The organism is Halioglobus sp. D3-4 (assembly GCF_055809315.1).
Map to the genome: position 1 here is coordinate 1,103,792 of NZ_CM147907.1, position 17,188 is coordinate 1,120,979.

The window sequence follows — 17,188 nt, forward strand, 5'->3', positions numbered from 1 at the left end:
GAGCGTCACTATGTTGAATAAAGACCTGGAACACACGCTGAACGAAGCCTTCAGAGGCGCCAGGGCAAAGCGTCACGAGTTCATGACGGTCGAGCATCTTCTATTGGCGCTGCTGGATAACAACGAAGCGATACGCGTTCTCAAAGCCTGCGGTGCCGATATAGGTAGTATGCGCGGTGATCTCGTGGAGTTCGTCGACGCAACAACGCCGCTGATTCCCGAAGACGAGGAGCAGCGCGACACCCAGCCGACGCTGGGGTTCCAACGCGTTTTGCAGCGCGCCGTTTTCCACGTGCAGTCTTCCGGTAAAAGCGAAGTCACCGGTGCCAATGTGCTGGTGGCTATTTTTAGTGAGCAGGAAAGCCAGGCAGTGTTTTTCTTGAAAACGCAGAATGTGGCGCGTCTGGATGTGGTCAATTATATGACCCACGGTATCTCCAAGGTGTCCAATGAGGGTGAGTCTTCTGAGCCGGGCCAACTCGGCAGTGACGAGCATCGCGAGGAGGAGGGCGAAAGCAATCCTCTGGACAGCTTCAGCACCAACCTCAATGATGAAGCCAAGGCCGGCCATATCGACCCCTTGATCGGCCGCCTAGATGAGGTGGAGCGCGTGGCGCAGATACTGGCTCGTCGCCGCAAGAACAACCCGCTGCTGGTGGGTGAGTCCGGCGTTGGAAAAACCGCCATTGTTGAGGGGTTGGCGAAGAAGATCGTCGATGGCGATGTGCCTGATATCCTAAAAGATAGCGTGGTGTATTCGCTGGATCTGGGTTCATTGTTGGCGGGAACCAAGTACCGCGGAGATTTCGAGAAGCGCTTCAAGGGCCTGTTGTCCGAACTGAAAAAGCGCGACAACGCGATCCTTTTTATTGACGAGGTACATACGATAATTGGTGCCGGTGCTGCGTCCGGCGGTGTTATGGACGCCAGTAACCTGCTCAAACCGCTGCTCAGTTCGGGCAAACTGCGCTGTATTGGTTCCACTACATTCAATGAATACCGCGGTATTTTTGACAAGGACAAGGCACTTAGCCGTAGGTTCCAGAAAATCGATGTGCTTGAACCGAGTGCCGATGACGCCTACAAAATCCTCAAAGGGCTCAAGTCCCGGTTCGAAGAGCACCACGGCCTGCGCTACACCGACAAGGCGCTGCGGGTGGCCACAGACCTCAGTGATCGCTACATAACAGATCGCTTCCTGCCGGACAAAGCTATCGACGTGATTGACGAGGCTGGCGCGTTTCAGCAGCTGTTGTCGGCCTCCAAACGCAAGAAAGTTGTCGGCGTGGGTGACATCGAAGCGGTGATCGCCAAGATAGCGCGTATTCCGACCAAGGCAGTCAGTAGCGACGACAAGGAAACACTGCAGCGGCTGGAGAAGAACCTGCAGATGGTGGTGTTCGGACAGGACGAGGCGATTACCAGCCTGGCGACGTCCATCAAACTGGCGCGTGCCGGGCTGCGTGCAGGCGAGAAACCTATCGGCTCCTTTCTGCTGGCCGGGCCGACCGGTGTGGGCAAAACAGAGGTGACACGGCAACTGGCGCGATTGCTCGGTCTGGAGTTGGTTCGGTTTGATATGTCGGAATACATGGAACGGCACACCGTGTCGCGACTCATCGGTGCCCCTCCGGGTTATGTCGGCTTCGATCAGGGCGGACTGCTGACAGACGCTGTCACTCAGCATCCGCATGCCGTGGTGTTGCTCGACGAGATTGAGAAGGCCCACCCGGATGTTTTTAATCTGTTGCTACAGGTTATGGACCACGGGACGCTGACCGACAATAACGGCCGCAAAACCGATTTTCGCCATGTCATTCTGGTGATGACAACCAATGCGGGTGCGGAGAGTATCAGTCGTCGTACTATCGGTTTTACCAATCAGGATCACAGCACTGATGGGATGGAAGCTATCAATAAAATGTTTACCCCCGAGTTTCGCAACCGGCTGGACACGATCGTACAGTTCCAGCCGCTGGCGGAGGATGTCATTCTAACGGTCGTGGATAAATTCCTCACAGAACTGCAGTGTCAGCTCGATGAGAAGCGGGTAACGCTGGATGTGGATGTCGAGGCGCGTCTATGGCTGGTGGAAAAGGGCTACGATATCCATATGGGCGCCAGACCCATGGAGAGGGTTATCCAGGAGCATATCAAGAAGCCGCTGGCCGAGATGGTGTTGTTCGGCGCGTTGTCACAATCCGGCGGCACTGCACTGGTGCGACTGAACAAAGCCGAAAACAAGCTGGATGTGACGGTACAAGAAGAGGAGTCGGAGGAACTCCAGAAAAGCTAGCGGAGTGTTAGCGCTCGCGATATGTGATGCGTCCCTTGGTCAGGTCGTAGGGTGTTAATTCCACACGGACCTTGTCGCCGGTAAGAATGCGGATGTAGTTTTTGCGCATCTTTCCTGAAATGTGGGCCGTCACAACGTGATCGTTTTCCAGTTTTACCCTGAATGTGGTATTTGGCAGGGTATCTATAACCTCGCCTTCCATTTCAATTTGGTCTTCTTTTGCCATTAGGCGGCAACCCTCAGTTTATAAAGAGCGCGCATTTTGCCTGAATCTTGCCGTCAGTGCTAGCGTAATATCGCGCGTGGCGAAGGGCTGTGAGCGTCAAATTGTACCACTGGCCGAGAATGCCCTCGTATATTCAGATCAGGGTCGACCAGTGGCTGTTCTGGTATATCTCGAGTGGGCGGTAATCGGACTTGTAGGACATCTTCTGGCATTCGCGGATCCAGTAACCCAGATAGACATAGTCCAGGCCCATGTTGCGCGCCTGTTCCACCTGCCACAGGATTGCGTAGACCCCGAGGCTGCGCTTGTTCGCATGCGGGTCAAAAAAGGTGTAGATGGCGGACAAGCCATCTTCCAGCTTGTCGACGACGGCCACTGCATTCAGTTTGCCCTGATCATAGAATCGGAAGTAGCGGGTACAGCCCCACACGTTGTTGAGGAAGGCTTCATACTGCTCGCGTTCGGGTGGGTACATGTCGCCATCAGCATGGCGCAAGCTGATGTACCGATGGTAGAGGTCAAATGCTTCATCGTCCGTGATGTCGTGGGTAGATACCATGCGCAGATCGCGGTTGCGCTGCCATATACGACTCTGGTTACGCCTCGGCTTAAACGCCGCCACCGGGATGCGTGCGGGAACACAGGCATTGCACTGTGCGCAGTGGGGGCGATAGATGTGATTGCCGCTGCGGCGAAAGCCCAGCACCGAAAGTTTGCTGTACAGTTTCTGGTCGACCGGTTGCCGGGGATCGACAAACAGCGTGGTGGCCTCCTGGTCATCCAGGTAGCTGCAGCTGTGGGGGTAGGTGGTGTACACCTTTAGATCCCGCAGGGATGAGGTCACAGCAAATCTCCACAAGTGGCAGGTAAATGCCAAATATCACGTTCGGGCGCGACCTCTATATTCTGCGCAAGACGCTGTTCGAAGTCCAGTCTGTTGATATTGCAGGCACCCAATGAATTTAAATGATCGTTCTCCACCTGGCAGTCGATCATGTGGAACCCGCCTCGTTTGATGATAGACACCAGCCCGACGAGGGCAACCTTGGAGGCATCGTTGGCTCGGCTGAACATGGATTCACCAAAAAAGACACGTCCCAGCGAAACGCCGTATAAGCCGCCTACCAGTGCTCCGGTATCATCAGAGACCTCCACTGAGTGGGCAAAGCCCAACGCATGCAGGCGCTCGTATGCCACCAGCATGTCTTCATCAATCCATGTGCCGGCGCCGTCCCTACGCAAACCGGCGCACGCTCGCATCACTGCAGTAAACTGCCGATCGACGGCCAGGTGAAACGTGTTGGCACGCAGGGTTTTGCGCAGCGAGCGCGAGATATGCAGGTTCCCGGGGAAGAGTACGGAGCGCGGGTCGGGTGTCCACCACAGCACCGGTTGCGGCGCCTCATACCACGGAAAAATACCGTGGCGATAGGCCTGCAGGAGACGTTCAGTGGAGAGGCTTCCACCCACTGCCAACAGCCCGTTGGGGCTTTCCAGCGCCTCTACCGTCGGTGGAAAGCCATCGTGCTGGCCTAATTCCGGGAGCCGTCGCATGCCGAGCGTTTACTGGGCGTCCAGATATTTCTCCGCATCCAGCGCTGCCATACAACCAAACCCCGCTGAAGTCACTGCCTGACGGTAGATATGATCGGCTACATCGCCAGCGGCAAAGACGCCGGGGATGCTGGTGGCGGTGGCATTGCCATGTGTGCCGCTGTGAATAGTGAGGTAACCGTCTTTCATATCCAGTTGGCCGGCAAATATGTCGGTATTCGGCTTGTGGCCGATAGCGATAAACACACCCGCAAGATCCACATCACTAATGCTACCATCCTCTACCGACTTGACGCGCATGCCGGTGACCCCCGTGTCATCGCCGACGATCTCATCGAGTGTGTGGTTCCACATGATTTTGACTTTGCCCTCTTTTTCTCGGGCGAAGAGTCTGTCCTGCAGGACTTTTTCCGAGCGCAGGGCATCGCGGCGGTGGACCAGCACAACCTCGGATGCAATATTGGCCAGATACAATGCCTCTTCAACTGCAGTGTTTCCGCCACCGATTACGGCCACTTTCTGGTTGCGGTAAAAGAAACCATCGCAGGTGGCACAGGCACTTACACCCTTGCCGGCAAATGCCTCTTCGCTGGGCAGCCCCAGATACTGCGCGGAGGCGCCGGTGGCGATGATCAGCGCATCGCAACTGTAGTTGGATGTGCCCTTGAGTTGGAAAGGCCGCGTGTTGAGATCCACAGAATCGATGTGGTCGAAGACCACTTGGGCATCAAAGCGCTCCACATGCTCCTGCATTTGCTGCATCAATTGCGGACCCTGCAAGTCTGCGCTGCCGCCGGGCCAATTCTCGACCTCGGTGGTGGTGGTCAATTGCCCGCCCTGTTGTATGCCAGTGATCACCACTGGTTTCAGGTTGGCGCGGGCGGCGTAGACGGCGGCTGTATAGCCGGCGGGGCCGCTACCGAGGATTATCAGACGGTGGTGTTTCGTGTCACTCATGGAGTTACTTCCTGCTCATTGTGGTCAATCTGTAGTCGCCGAGTAGGCGGCCAATTCGTTCTGTATTGGGGCGGACTATGTTACTTTAAAGGTCGGCTCCGGACAAAGATCAGGGGCATTTTAAATAAACCGTATAAGCTTTTGAAATAAAACATAAATGAGTGCACAATTACTTCTTGCTATGAGCTTGATAGCGGTGTGGTACACCGAGAATTCAGCGCTCTACACACACCGCAAGGACGAACAAGGCCGTGCCCGATACCTCTAACACAGACAGCCACCTCGGCTCGCGATTTCGTGAAGGCGCGTTTATCGGCGTGACGGCCGTGTGTGTTTACCTGTTGATGGCCCTGTTTACCTACAGTGTCCGCGATCCTGGTTGGTCTGCCACCGGCAGTGGTGCCCCCATCCACAATCTGGGCGGTCCCACGGGTGCGTGGCTGGCAGATGTATTCTTTTCGCTGGTAGGGTATGCCGCCTACCTGTTCCCACTACTGCTCGCCTACCGTGCGCTGGTGCTCTTGCTACAGCGCCAACCACAGCAAACCTTTGATTGGACCACCTTCGGTATCAGGGCACTCGGACTGGTGCTGGTTATGATCGCCGGAACGTCTCTTGCCGCGTTGAATGACACCGGTTCGTCAGCGCTGCCCCAGGGTGCAGGCGGGATTTTGGGTCAGTCCATCAGCAGTGGCTTTACCGTTGCCTTCAGTGGTGTCGGGAGCCGCCTGATACTGCTGGCGATATTTCTCTTCGGGATGACCATTTTCACCGATCTTAGCTGGCTGGCGCTGCTGGAAAAACTGGGGGGTTGGAGTATTGCTGCTTACGGTGTGATGCGCGCACGTGTGCAAACCTGGTATGCCAATTTCAACGATGCCCGCAAGCGGGAAAAGGCGGTGGAGGCGCGCAAAATAGTCATCACTGAGCACGTGGAAAAAACCAAGCAGCGCAAGCCGCCCAAAATCAAGTCGCTCAAAGCGCCCGTTGAGAAAAGCGATCGTATAGAGCGAGAGAAACAGCAGACCCTTTTTGAGGCACCGGCTACTGGTGATTTGCCGCACCTGGAGCTTCTGGACGAATCAGTGAAAGACCCTGACAAGGGTTTCTCCAAAGAGGCGCTGGAAGGCCTGTCCAAATTGCTGGAACTGAAGTTGCTGGATTTCGGGATATCGGCCGAAGTGGTGGCGGTGTACCCCGGGCCGGTGGTCACTCGGTTTGAACTACAGCCCGCGCCCGGCGTCAAGGTGTCGCGTATTTCAAATCTGGCCAAGGATCTGGCGCGCTCACTGGCTGTCATCAGTGTGCGGGTGGTCGAGGTTATTCCCGGTAAATCGGTGGTGGGTATCGAAATACCCAACGAGGACCGAGAGATCGTGAATTTCCGGGAGGTGCTGGCGTCCAAGACGTTCGAGCAGTCCAAGTCCCCTCTGACACTGGCCCTTGGTCACGATATCTCCGGACAGCCGGTGGTGGCTGATCTGGCGAAGATGCCCCATCTGCTGGTCGCCGGTACCACCGGTTCGGGTAAGTCCGTCGGTGTGAATTCCATGCTGCTGAGTCTGCTGTTCAAGTCGGGTCCGGCCGATGTACGCCTGATTCTGGTTGATCCAAAGATGCTTGAATTGTCCGTTTACGATGGCATTCCGCATCTGCTGACACCGGTGATCACCGACATGAAGGACGCCGCCAACGGCTTGCGCTGGTGTGTCGCCGAGATGGAGCGCCGCTATAAACTGATGGCTGCGCTGGGTGTTCGTAACCTGGCAGGTTATAACCGGAAAGTCGAGGATGCTATTAAGGCGGGCACACCACTGCCTGATCCCACCTGGAAGCCCGATCCCATGTTTGCAGAAACGGATGAGGAGCAGACCCCGCCCGACCTTGAAAAGCTGCCCAACATCGTGGTGGTGATAGACGAATTTGCCGATATGATGATGGTGGTCGGTAAGAAGGTGGAACAATTGATCGCCCGCATCGCGCAGAAAGCTCGCGCCGCCGGTATCCATCTGGTACTGGCTACACAGCGACCTTCGGTGGATGTTATCACCGGTTTGATCAAGGCCAATGTGCCCACGCGTATTGCGTTCCAGGTCTCCTCAAAAATTGATTCACGCACCATTCTGGATCAGGGCGGCGCAGAGCAGCTACTGGGCCACGGGGATATGCTATACCTGCCTCCGGGAAGCGGCGTCCCCAACCGTGTGCACGGTGCGTTCTGCAGTGACGACGAGGTTCACCGTGTCGTGGCTGACTGGAAGCGCCGCGGAGAGCCGCTGTACATTGACGGTCTGCTTGATGAGGGCAGCAACACGGCGGTTACGCCCGGTGAACTGCAATCGGAAAATGCCGATCAGGATGACGAAAGCGATGCCTTGTACGACGAAGCTGTCTATTACGTGACAGAAAGTCGCCGAGCGTCGATATCTTCCGTACAGCGCAAGCTGCGAATCGGCTACAATCGTGCAGCTCGCCTGATTGAGGCGATGGAAGCGGCCGGTGTAGTCTCCGAAATGGGCAGCAATGGCCAGCGCGAAGTGCTGGCACCACCGCCGCGCGAATCCTGAGTCCGAGACTGGAACGACGATGACAAAATACCCGCTGGTCTTTTTTCTACTGCTACTGTTGCCGCTGACTGCGAACGCCCAGTCAGACAACGGCGTGGACCAATTGATCGCAGCCCTGGAGCCGGTCAAACGCTTGCAGGGGAGCTTCACTCAGCGACAGTACGCACAGGATGACTCTCTGTTGGCGGAGTCCAGTGGTACGTTTCGCTTGCTGCGCCCGGGGTACTTTGCCTGGGAAATCGTCAGTCCTGACGAGCAGGTTATTATTGCTGGCCCCGAATTTATCTGGCATCACGATCGCGACCTTGAGACGGTCACACGGCGCCCTGTGACCACCAACGCTGACATGACCCCGCTGCAGATTCTGGGGGGGGACGAGACCGCCCTGCGAGAAAAGTTTCAGGTCGTGCGCACGGCAGATGGCGCATTCGAGCTCACGCCGCTTGCCACCGATGTCGGCTTCAGGCAACTTACGCTGCGACTCGACGGCGCGCAGATAACCGGGATGGTGATAGTGGATAATCTGGATCAGCGCATCGAAATTCTATTCTCAGACCTCGACAGCGAGAGCGAAATCACCAGTGCGGATTTTGCGTTCACGCCGCCCCCGGACGCCGATCTCTTCTACTATGACGAATGATCTGTTTGGCGAGCCGTCAACTGCTGTAGATACCCCCGCAGGCGCCAGCGGTTACCAGCCGCTTGCCGCCCGCTTGAGACCTCACACACTGTCTGCCTATGCCGGTCAGGGTCATCTTCTCGGGGCCGGGAAGCCGCTGCGTCAGGCTATAGATTCCAGTCAGCTACATTCAATGATTTTCTGGGGCCCGCCCGGCGTTGGTAAAACGACACTGGCAAGAATAGCCGCGGGGCATGCCAACGCGCATTTCATTCAGCTGTCGGCCGTGTTGAGCGGTGTAAAGGACATTCGTGAGGCGATCACTCAGGCCCGGCTCTACAAAGCGCAGGGCAGGGATACCGTACTGTTCGTCGATGAGGTGCACCGGTTCAACAAGTCGCAGCAGGATGCCTTCTTGCCTTATGTGGAGGACGGCACGGTTATATTTATTGGGGCGACGACGGAAAACCCGTCGTTCGAACTGAATAACGCGCTGTTGTCGCGGGCACGGGTGTACAAACTGCGCCAGCTTGAGTCGGTGGAACTGGAGGAGGTGCTGGCGCGCGGTGTGGCTGAACTGGATCACGGCGTGACTGTGCAAGAGGGGTGTCTGGCGCTGATCGCCGCGCAGGCCGATGGCGATGCACGAAAAGCACTGAATTTGCTCGAGCTCGCTGCAGATCTGGCCGAGGACGGACAGATTACCGAGAAAACGCTGGAGGAAGTACTACAGGCGTCACTGCGACGCTTTGATAAAGGGGGCGATCTGTTCTATGACCAGATCAGTGCGCTGCATAAAGCTGTGCGTGGCAGCTCCCCCGATGCGGCGCTGTACTGGTTCTGCCGCATGTTGGACGGTGGATGTGACCCCTTGTATATCGCTCGTCGCGTCGTTCGTATGGCCAGTGAAGATATCGGTAATGCCGACCCGAGAGCGCTGACACTGGCGCTTGAGGCCTGGCAGGTGCAGGAGCGCTTGGGCAGTCCGGAGGGCGAGTTAACCATTGCCCAGGCGATCATTTATCTGGCTTGCGCAGCCAAAAGCAACGCCGTCTATACCGCGTACAAGGCCGCCAGGGCCGATGTAGAACAAGCCGGAACAGACGAAGTGCCACTGCACTTGCGCAACGCGCCGACCGCACTGCTCAAAGGCATGGAACACGGAGCGGAATATCGCTATGCCCACGATGAAGCAGAGGGCTATGCCGCCGGTGAAAACTACTTCCCTGAGGCACTGCGCGACCGTCAGTACTATCACCCGGTGGACCGGGGGTTGGAGCTGAAGATCCGGGAAAAGCTCAAATACCTGCGAGAGCGGGACAAAACCAGTACAATACGCCGCTACGTTTAAGCCGGCAATGCACGCATGAAGTACCTTTTGTTTGTTGCACTGGGAGGAGCCTGTGGGGCAGTGTCGCGCTATTTGCTCGCGACCTGGTTGTATAGCCTGTGGGAGGGGCGTTTTCCCATCGGCACGCTGATGGTGAATATGCTGGGCTCTTTTGCCATCGGTATTTTGTACGTGTTGCTGGTTGAAAAGCAGCTGATGCATGCGAACTGGCAGGGCGTATTGATGGTCGGGTTTCTGGGAGCATTTACCACGTTCTCGACCTTCTCTCTGGAGGCCATTACGCTGTTTCAAAGTGGTCATTTGGGGCAGGCGGCGGGGTATATGATCGGCAGTGCGATAATCTGCGTGCTTATGGCAGGCCTCGCGATTCAGTTGACCCGGGCGCTGGTATAAACTGGCCCTATTTTTTTGTTGAAAACTGGTACAGGAACTTCAGGATGTTGGATATCAAGGCGGTCAGACAAGATCCGCAACGCGTCGCCGAGGCGCTACAGATGCGTGGTTTTCAGTTTGATGTAGCGCAGTTCAAAGCACTGGATGCACGGCGTAAGCAGGCGGACGTCGATAGCCAGAACCTGCTGGCCGAGCGTAAAAGCGCGTCCAAAAAAATTGGTGTCCTGGTGGGGCAGGGTGTCAGTGTCGAAGACGCCAAGGCCGAGGTGAACGCCACGCTTGAAAAAATCGCGCAACAGTTGGACGCACTGACCGAGGAGGCGAAACAAGCGCAGGCAGAAATAGAGGAACTGCTGCTGGGTGTGCCCAATGTCCCTGTAGAGGAAGTGCCGGCCGGCGCCAGTGAAGAGGATAACCTGGAAGTTCTGCGCTGGGGTGAGCCGGTAACATTCGACTTCCCGGTGAAGGATCACGTCGAACTGGGCGAGGGGCTGCAACTTCTTGACAGCGAAATGGCGGGAAAAATTACCGGCTCGCGCTTTACCGTGATGTACGGTGTACTGGCCAGAATGCATCGCGCCCTGACCCAGTTTATGCTAGACCTGCATATACAGGAGCACGGCTACCAGGAAGTCTATGTGCCGTATATCGTCAACAGGGAGTCTTTGCTCGGCACCGGTAACCTGCCCAAATTTGAGGCGGATTTGTTTAAACTGCGCGCCGATCACGATCTCTACCTGATTCCGACCGCTGAAGTCCCGGTGACCAATATAGCGCGGGACAGGATATTTGAGGATGCCGAACTCGGTTCCGACGGTATCCGGTTTGCCTGTCACACACCCTGCTTTCGCAGTGAAGCGGGCAGTTATGGTCGCGATACTCGGGGTATGATTCGCCAGCATCAGTTTGAAAAAGTGGAGCTCGTGCAGTTTGTGCGTCCGCAGCAGTCCATGCAGGCGCTGGAGCAACTTGTCGGTCATGCGGAAACCGTATTGCAACGCCTGGAGTTACCTTATCGCAAGGTGATTCTCTGCGCCGGTGACCTCGGCTTTTCGTCACAGAAAACCTATGATCTGGAGGTGTGGCTGCCGGCCCAGGATACCTACCGCGAAATTTCCTCCTGCAGCAGTTTCGGCGACTACCAGGCGCGCAGAATGCAGGCGCGCTGGCGCAATCCTGCAACCGGTAAGCCAGAGTTGTTGCACACCCTGAATGGGTCTGGCCTCGCAGTAGGCCGAACCCTGGTAGCCATTCTTGAAAATTTCCAGCGCGCTGATGGCAGTATTGCTGTTCCCGACGCGCTCCAACCCTATATGGGTGGCGTCAGCGAACTGGGGGGGTAGTCGACTGGAATTCCTACCTGTTTGTCTGCGACTGCGGGATGCGCCCGTCCTGCTTGTCGGTGGTGGAGCGGTGGCGACCCGCAAAGCACGGTTGTTGCTGCGCGCAGGGTCGAAGCTGACTGTAGTATCGCCTGACATCTGTGGCGAACTGCAAGCGCTTTTGAGCGAACACAATGGCCGCTGGCAGCGCGGGCGCTATCAAGAAGCCGATCTGCACAGTGCGCACATTGTTGTCGCAGCGACGCCCGACTCAGTCGTCAATGAACAGGTTTATCGCGATGCCATACGCCTGTCGAAGCAGGTAAACGTGGTCGACGCACCACAGCTTTGCACCTTTATCTTCCCGGCTATCGTGGACCGCGACCCACTGTTGATTGCGATTAGCAGTAGCGGGGCGAGCCCGGTGCTCACCAGAATCCTGCGGCGAAAAATTGAAGCCCTGGTGCCCGCTGCATACGGGCGATTGGCAAGTTTTGCCGCGCGTTTTCGCCAACGGGTAAAGGATACAATAGTCGCCGACACTCCGCGTCGACTGTTCTGGGAGCAGACACTGGAGGGTACTATCGCAGAGCATGTGCTTGCGGGGCGTGATGCCGAGGCCGAACAGCAATTGTATACGAGGCTTAGCGATACGGATGCACTTTACAATGGTGAAGTCTATCTCGTTGGCGCGGGTCCGGGAGATCCGGATCTGCTCACGTTCAAAGCGGCCAGACTATTGCAGAGTGCAGATGTCGTGCTCTACGACCGGCTTGTCGCGCCCGCGATTGTCGATATGGCACGGCGCGACGCCGAGCGCATCTATGTCGGTAAGCGTCGCGCCGACCACAGTGTGCCCCAGACAGAGATCAATCAGTTGCTGGTAAATCTGGCGCAGCAGGGGAAACGCGTAGTGCGTCTGAAAGGCGGCGATCCCTTTGTCTTCGGTCGTGGCGGGGAAGAGATTGAATTACTGGCGAAGCACCGCATTCCCTTTCAGGTCGTCCCGGGTATCACTGCAGCCAATGGCGCTGCCTGTTATGCCGGTATCCCGCTAACACACCGTGATTATGCGCAGTCAGTGCGATTTGTCGCGGGCTATCTCAAGAACGATACAGTGGAGCACGACTGGGCATCGTTCAGCTCGACCACTGAGACACTGGTCTTCTATATGGGGTTGATGGGGCTGCCTGTCATCTGTGCACAGTTACAGGCGCATGGGCGCGCCTCCGATACACCAGTGGCACTGGTGGAGCGCGGTACGACACTGGAACAAAAAGTATTACTGGGTACGTTGGCAAATATGGAAGAGAAAGTCGCACAAGCGCAGCCAGCGGCCCCTACACTGATTATCGTTGGGGACGTTGTGCGCCTGCACGAGAGCCTGTCCTGGTTTGGCGAGGCCGTAAGCGAATAATCAGGGGGCGCTTTTCTTTCCCTGGTTCAGCGCCAGGCTTTGCTGGCTCAGCAGCAGGGCATCGATAAGCACATGGCCAGCTTCCTCGAGTAGGACGTCATCTTCTTCCTCCTCGTCTTTTTCCTCATCCTGCGCATCGATTCCGGCGAGCTCGTCTTCATCCGAGCCTTCCTCCTCGTCGTCTTCCAGCGATGTCAGTGGTTCCTCGCCGTTGGCTTTGCGCCGTTTGTTCTCAATGCTAAGAGCCTTGGCTTCCTGGCTGTCGCGCAGCGCGATTCGCTCGGACTCCTTCAGCGGCAGCTCCTTGATTTCGCGAGTCTGCTGGGCGAGCGCCACCTGATCTTCGAGGTAGATGAAATCCGGGTTGTGACCGCTGCGCTCATCAAACTGTGACTGGATGGCAGGGAGGAGGGCGGACAGATCGCCGTAATCGCTGTGTCGGATCGGGCTGATATTGTCCCAGCTCAATGCGTGGTCCAGCGAGCTTTCACCGATTTCTTCCGTGTCATAGAGAGACGGGAAGACAATGTCCGGCACCACGCCTCGGTGCTGCGTGCTCTCGCCTGAGATTCGGTAGAACTTGCTTTCGGTTATTTTCAGTTGGCCTTCTGTCAGCGGGATAAGTGTCTGCACCGTGCCTTTGCCGAAGGAGCGGTCCCCGACGATGATGGCGCGTTGGTAATCCTGCATGGCGCCAGCAAAAATTTCGGACGCAGATGCGCTGAGGCGATTGACCAGTACCACCAGTGGTCCTTGATAGTAGGGGCTCTTCAGGCGCTTGCCGTCGCGCCAGACCCGTCGCGATGAGTGACGGATCTGCACTGTGGGGCCGTACTCAATAAACAGCCCGGTCAGTTCATTGGCTTCCTGCAGGGAGCCGCCGCCATTGTTGCGCAGATCGATGACGATGCCATCCACGCCTTCCTCCTCAAGCTCCTGCAGTAACACTTTCACATCCCTGGTAGTGCTTTTGTAGTCCTTCTCGTTGCGTCGCATCGCGTCGAAATCGATATAAAACGCCGGAATATCAATCACACCTACTTTGACGATGCCGTCGCCATTGGGTATTTCGAGAATCTTCTTCTGCGCAGACTGCTCCTCCAACTTGACCTTGTTACGCACAATGGTGATGACTTTGCGCTCATCGGTGGACTTGGATTTCGCCGGAATCACCTCAAGGCGCACCACGGTATCTTTTTTACCACGGATCAATTCCACCACTTCATCCAGGCGCCAGCCGATCACGTCTTCCAGTGGCCCCTCATCGCCTTGTCCGACGGCGACGATACGGTCCGCCGGTTGCAATTCCCCCTGCTTGTCCGCGGGGCCCTTGGCGACCAGGCTGCTCACTTTGGTGTATTCATCTTCCATCTGCAGGACGGCGCCAATGCCTTCCAGCGACAGACTCATATTGATGTTGAAGTTTTCGGTAGACCGGGGCGACAGGTAGTTGGTGTGCGGATCGTACAACTCGGTCAGGGCATTGGCATAAATCTGGAACACATCCTGATTGTTGTACTGCGTTACACTTTTTAACTGGCGCTTGTAGCGTTTTTCCAGCGTAGGAACAATTTCGTCCTCGGGCTTGTCAGCCAGTTTCAGGCTGAGAACCTGGTTTTTCAGTTGTTTGCGCCAGCGATCATCCAGTTCCGTCTGGTTTTTGGCCCACTGGCGATTTTCAGCATCCAGAGAGATTGTCTCATCGACAGAAAAGTCCATTGAGGCCACGGCTTCTGGAAGGGTGTCGATCGTGTCAGTCAGGCGATCCTGTAGGCGCTGGTGAAACCGGTTGAATATCGCGAATCCGGCGTCCAGTTTGCCTTCTTTCACTTCATCATCCATCACCGTGCGGTATTGCTCAAATTCTTCGATATCGGAGGCGAGGAAAAACATTTTCCCGCTGTCCAGACTGTCGATGTAGCTGTCCAGGTGCTCTGAGGACAGCTCGTCATCGTAGTCGAGCTTGGCGTAGTGGCGCTCCTGTAGCTGCTCCACGAGTTCTACGACGGTATCCCGTTGAGACTCTGAATACTCGATTAGGCTCCATGCGGGCAGAGCCAAAGTACTGAGGAAAAATGCGGCGACGGCGACGCCGAATGCGCTCTGTTTGTAACGTAAAGGATTCAAAATAAACGTACCTGATCTGGGCGCTGCGGGTATTTCAAGCATCGCTCCTTGCGGGTGGAATATACAAAACTATTGAGTGCGTATTTCGCATAAAGTTCAATCGGCTCAAGCCTGGATTTTATTGACGAGACCACGCTATAACACTTACACATCAAGAGCTTGTCAAGTATAGGTTATCGCTAATACCAAATATATAGCCAGAGCGCTGTTTGAAAAACCAGAAATCCGTCACAGATGCAGGGACTGGTTGCTTGAAATCGCATCTTATGACAGCATAAGTGTCAATAGATATAGGTAATTTCCCTTCACTTCTAGCCGCGTCAGTTCGACCTGTACCGGAGACCCCTCAATGGATATTGATTACATTATGTACGGCAGTGAACATTCGCTGTTCTCGGGCAAGGCGCGAGCCTATCTGCGCTACAAAGGCTTGAACTGGGAGGAGAAGGCCGCTACCCGCGAAGTCTACCTGAAGACAATAGTGCCGAATATTGGTGCGCCAATTATCCCGATACTGGAAACCGCCGACGGAGAGTTCGTACAGGACACCACTGATATTATCGATTTTCTCGAGGCGCTGCACCCGCAGGCCCCTGTGTATCCGAGCACGCCAGTGCAGCGGCTGGTCGCGCTTCTGCTGGAAATGTACGGCGACGAGTGGCTTGTCATTCCTGCGATGCACTACCGCTGGAGTGTGTTGGATCAGCAGCACGATTTCATCATGTCTGAATTTGGCAAGCTCAGTGCACCCACGGCGAGCTATGAGGAACAGATTGCCATAGGTGAGAAAACTTCCAGGGCGTTCAGTGGCATGGTGCCCGCACTGGGTATCACCGAGGAGACCATTGCCGGCATCGAGGAGGCTTACCACACCTTTCTCGCACAACTGGACAGCCATTTTTCCCGCTTCGACTTCCTGTTGGGCTCACGCCCGAGTATCGGTGATTTCGGGTTTATCGGGCCACTTTACGCACACCTCGGGCGCGACCCGGTTCCCAGGGCATTGATGGAGCGTGAGGCGCCGCATGTGTACGCCTGGGTTCAGCGGATGAACAACCCGCAGCCGTTGGCCGGAGAGTTTCTCGCGAACGATGCCATCCCCGATACCCTGGTACCGATTCTGGCCACGCTGTGCAAGGATCAATTTCCGGATGTACTTGATGTTATCGAACACAACAGTGCGTGGCTCGAGGCGAATCCTGGGGGTAGCATCCCGCGCTTTCACGGCATGCATCGATTCACTTCAGGGGCAGCTATCGGAGAGCGCTGCATAAGCAGCTATGTACAGTGGTTGTTCCAGCGTGCGTGGCACCACTATCAATCGCTCAAGGGTGACGACAGGGTAGCGGCGGATAGATTGCTGGAGAGCGTGGGCGGACTGGCCGCGCTGAATGTGCCACTTCGACACTGGGTCGAGCGTCGACCCGGGCAGCTGGAACTTGTACAGGGGCAGATGCCCTCTCTGTAGCAGTAATACAGGAGAATTAAATATGAAATTTGGTCTTATACCTGTGAACGTTGGTGTCAAGAGCATTGAGCAGACGATTGGTTTGGCGCAGTTAGCAGAGTCTGTCGGCTTCGAGTCGGTGTGGACATTCGAGCATGTTATGGTGCCTGAAAACTATGCTTCCAAGTACCCATACAATGCAGACGGCAAGATGGGTGCAAAACCGGAGACTAATTTTGTCGATCCGCTAATTGCATTGACCGCGATAGCAGCCAATACCAGCACCCTGAAACTGGGTACCGGCGTCAATATTGTATCCCAGTCAAACCCGCTTCTACTGGCTAAGCAGGCGGCCAGCCTGGACTTTGTATCGGGCGGGCGCTTTATGCTGGGGGCAGGTATCGGCTGGTTGCGCGAGGAATTCGATGCCATGGGTGTGCCATTTGAACGCCGCGGCGCGCGCTTCGATGACTATATGGTCGCGATGAAAAAAGTCTGGTCGGGCGGAGTGGTAGAACACCAAAGCGACTTTCTCAATTGGTCGGGGTTCAAGAGTTACCCCATACCTCGTGGGGAAGGTGGTATCCCGATCGTGATTGGCGGTGTCAAAGGCAAAATCTATGAGCGCGTGGCAGCGCACGGCGACGGTTGGTTCCTGCCTGTCGATAATGCCGCCGCGCTAGCCCAGAAGCTGGAACCGTTGGCCGCGGCATGTGCAGCGGTAGGTAGGGATCCGGACAGCGTTGAAATCTCCTGCATGTGGGACATGCAGGGAGGGCTGGATGCCGTCAAGGCATTTGAAGATACGGGGGCATCCCGTGTCATCGTACCTCTGCTGGCGCTGGGCAAGGATCCCCTTGCAGGTATTTCACGATTCGCTGACGACGTTATCGGCAAGCTCTGAGACTAGCC

General features: G+C 56.1%; 14 protein-coding genes. 9 read left to right on the forward strand and 5 right to left on the reverse strand.

Annotated features, from left to right (window positions below):
• Positions 1 to 10: 10 nt before the first annotated feature.
• Positions 11 to 2,296, forward strand: coding sequence for an ATP-dependent Clp protease ATP-binding subunit ClpA (gene clpA / locus AC0L6S_RS04740; RefSeq protein WP_473427274.1), 2,286 nt, complete (start codon positions 11 to 13; stop codon positions 2,294 to 2,296).
• Positions 2,297 to 2,303: 7 nt separating this feature from the next.
• Here clpA and infA read toward each other — a convergent pair whose 3' ends face one another.
• From infA to trxB, 4 genes are all read right to left on the reverse strand, one after another.
• Positions 2,304 to 2,522 carry a translation initiation factor IF-1 gene (gene infA / locus AC0L6S_RS04745; protein ID WP_159170739.1) on the reverse strand — a complete coding sequence of 73 codons (219 nt, stop codon included), beginning with the start codon at positions 2,520 to 2,522 and terminating at the stop codon, positions 2,304 to 2,306.
• 133 nt (positions 2,523 to 2,655) lie between these two features.
• A complete protein-coding gene (locus AC0L6S_RS04750; protein WP_473427276.1) occupies positions 2,656 to 3,366 on the reverse strand; it encodes an arginyltransferase in 711 nt (236 codons plus the stop codon).
• Positions 3,363 to 4,076, reverse strand: coding sequence for a leucyl/phenylalanyl-tRNA--protein transferase (gene aat / locus AC0L6S_RS04755; RefSeq protein ID WP_473427277.1), 714 nt, complete (start codon positions 4,074 to 4,076; stop codon positions 3,363 to 3,365). The genes AC0L6S_RS04750 and aat overlap by 4 nt, the downstream gene beginning before the upstream one ends.
• Before the next feature lie 9 nt (positions 4,077 to 4,085).
• A complete protein-coding gene (trxB, locus tag AC0L6S_RS04760; RefSeq protein WP_473427278.1) occupies positions 4,086 to 5,033 on the reverse strand; it encodes a thioredoxin-disulfide reductase in 948 nt (315 codons plus the stop codon).
• 251 nt (positions 5,034 to 5,284) lie between these two features.
• On the opposite strand from trxB, the gene AC0L6S_RS04765 reads away from it, so the two are divergent.
• The 6 genes from AC0L6S_RS04765 to cysG are packed head-to-tail and all read left to right on the forward strand — an operon-like array spanning position 5,285 to position 12,702.
• Entirely contained in the window at positions 5,285 to 7,600 is a 2,316-nt protein-coding gene (locus tag AC0L6S_RS04765; RefSeq protein ID WP_473427279.1) for a DNA translocase FtsK, read from the forward strand.
• 19 nt (positions 7,601 to 7,619) lie between these two features.
• Positions 7,620 to 8,240: an outer membrane lipoprotein periplasmic chaperone LolA gene (gene lolA, locus AC0L6S_RS04770; RefSeq protein WP_473427280.1), complete on the forward strand. Its 621-nt coding sequence runs from the start codon at positions 7,620 to 7,622 to the stop codon at positions 8,238 to 8,240.
• Positions 8,230 to 9,570, forward strand: coding sequence for a replication-associated recombination protein A (locus AC0L6S_RS04775; protein ID WP_473427281.1), 1,341 nt, complete (start codon positions 8,230 to 8,232; stop codon positions 9,568 to 9,570). The genes lolA and AC0L6S_RS04775 overlap by 11 nt, the downstream gene beginning before the upstream one ends.
• 15 nt (positions 9,571 to 9,585) lie before the next feature.
• On the forward strand, positions 9,586 to 9,963 hold the full coding sequence (crcB, locus tag AC0L6S_RS04780; RefSeq protein WP_473427282.1) for a fluoride efflux transporter CrcB: 378 nt from the start codon (positions 9,586 to 9,588) through the stop codon (positions 9,961 to 9,963).
• Between the two features lie 44 nt (positions 9,964 to 10,007).
• Positions 10,008 to 11,306, forward strand: a complete 1,299-nt coding sequence (serS, locus tag AC0L6S_RS04785) for a serine--tRNA ligase (RefSeq protein WP_473427283.1) — start codon at positions 10,008 to 10,010, stop codon at positions 11,304 to 11,306.
• Between the two features lie 4 nt (positions 11,307 to 11,310).
• Positions 11,311 to 12,702 (forward strand): siroheme synthase CysG, encoded by a 1,392-nt coding sequence (gene cysG / locus AC0L6S_RS04790; RefSeq protein WP_473428545.1) that lies wholly within the window; start codon positions 11,311 to 11,313, stop codon positions 12,700 to 12,702.
• On the opposite strand, the gene AC0L6S_RS04795 is transcribed toward cysG, so the two are convergent.
• A complete protein-coding gene (locus tag AC0L6S_RS04795; RefSeq protein WP_473427284.1) occupies positions 12,703 to 14,829 on the reverse strand; it encodes a carboxy terminal-processing peptidase in 2,127 nt (708 codons plus the stop codon).
• A gap of 349 nt (positions 14,830 to 15,178) precedes the next feature.
• Between AC0L6S_RS04795 and AC0L6S_RS04800 the strand changes: the two genes are divergently transcribed.
• Entirely contained in the window at positions 15,179 to 16,297 is a 1,119-nt protein-coding gene (locus AC0L6S_RS04800; RefSeq protein WP_473427285.1) for a glutathione S-transferase family protein, read from the forward strand.
• A 22-nt stretch (positions 16,298 to 16,319) separates the two neighbouring features.
• A complete protein-coding gene (locus AC0L6S_RS04805; RefSeq protein ID WP_473427286.1) occupies positions 16,320 to 17,180 on the forward strand; it encodes an LLM class F420-dependent oxidoreductase in 861 nt (286 codons plus the stop codon).
• Positions 17,181 to 17,188: the final 8 nt, after the last annotated feature.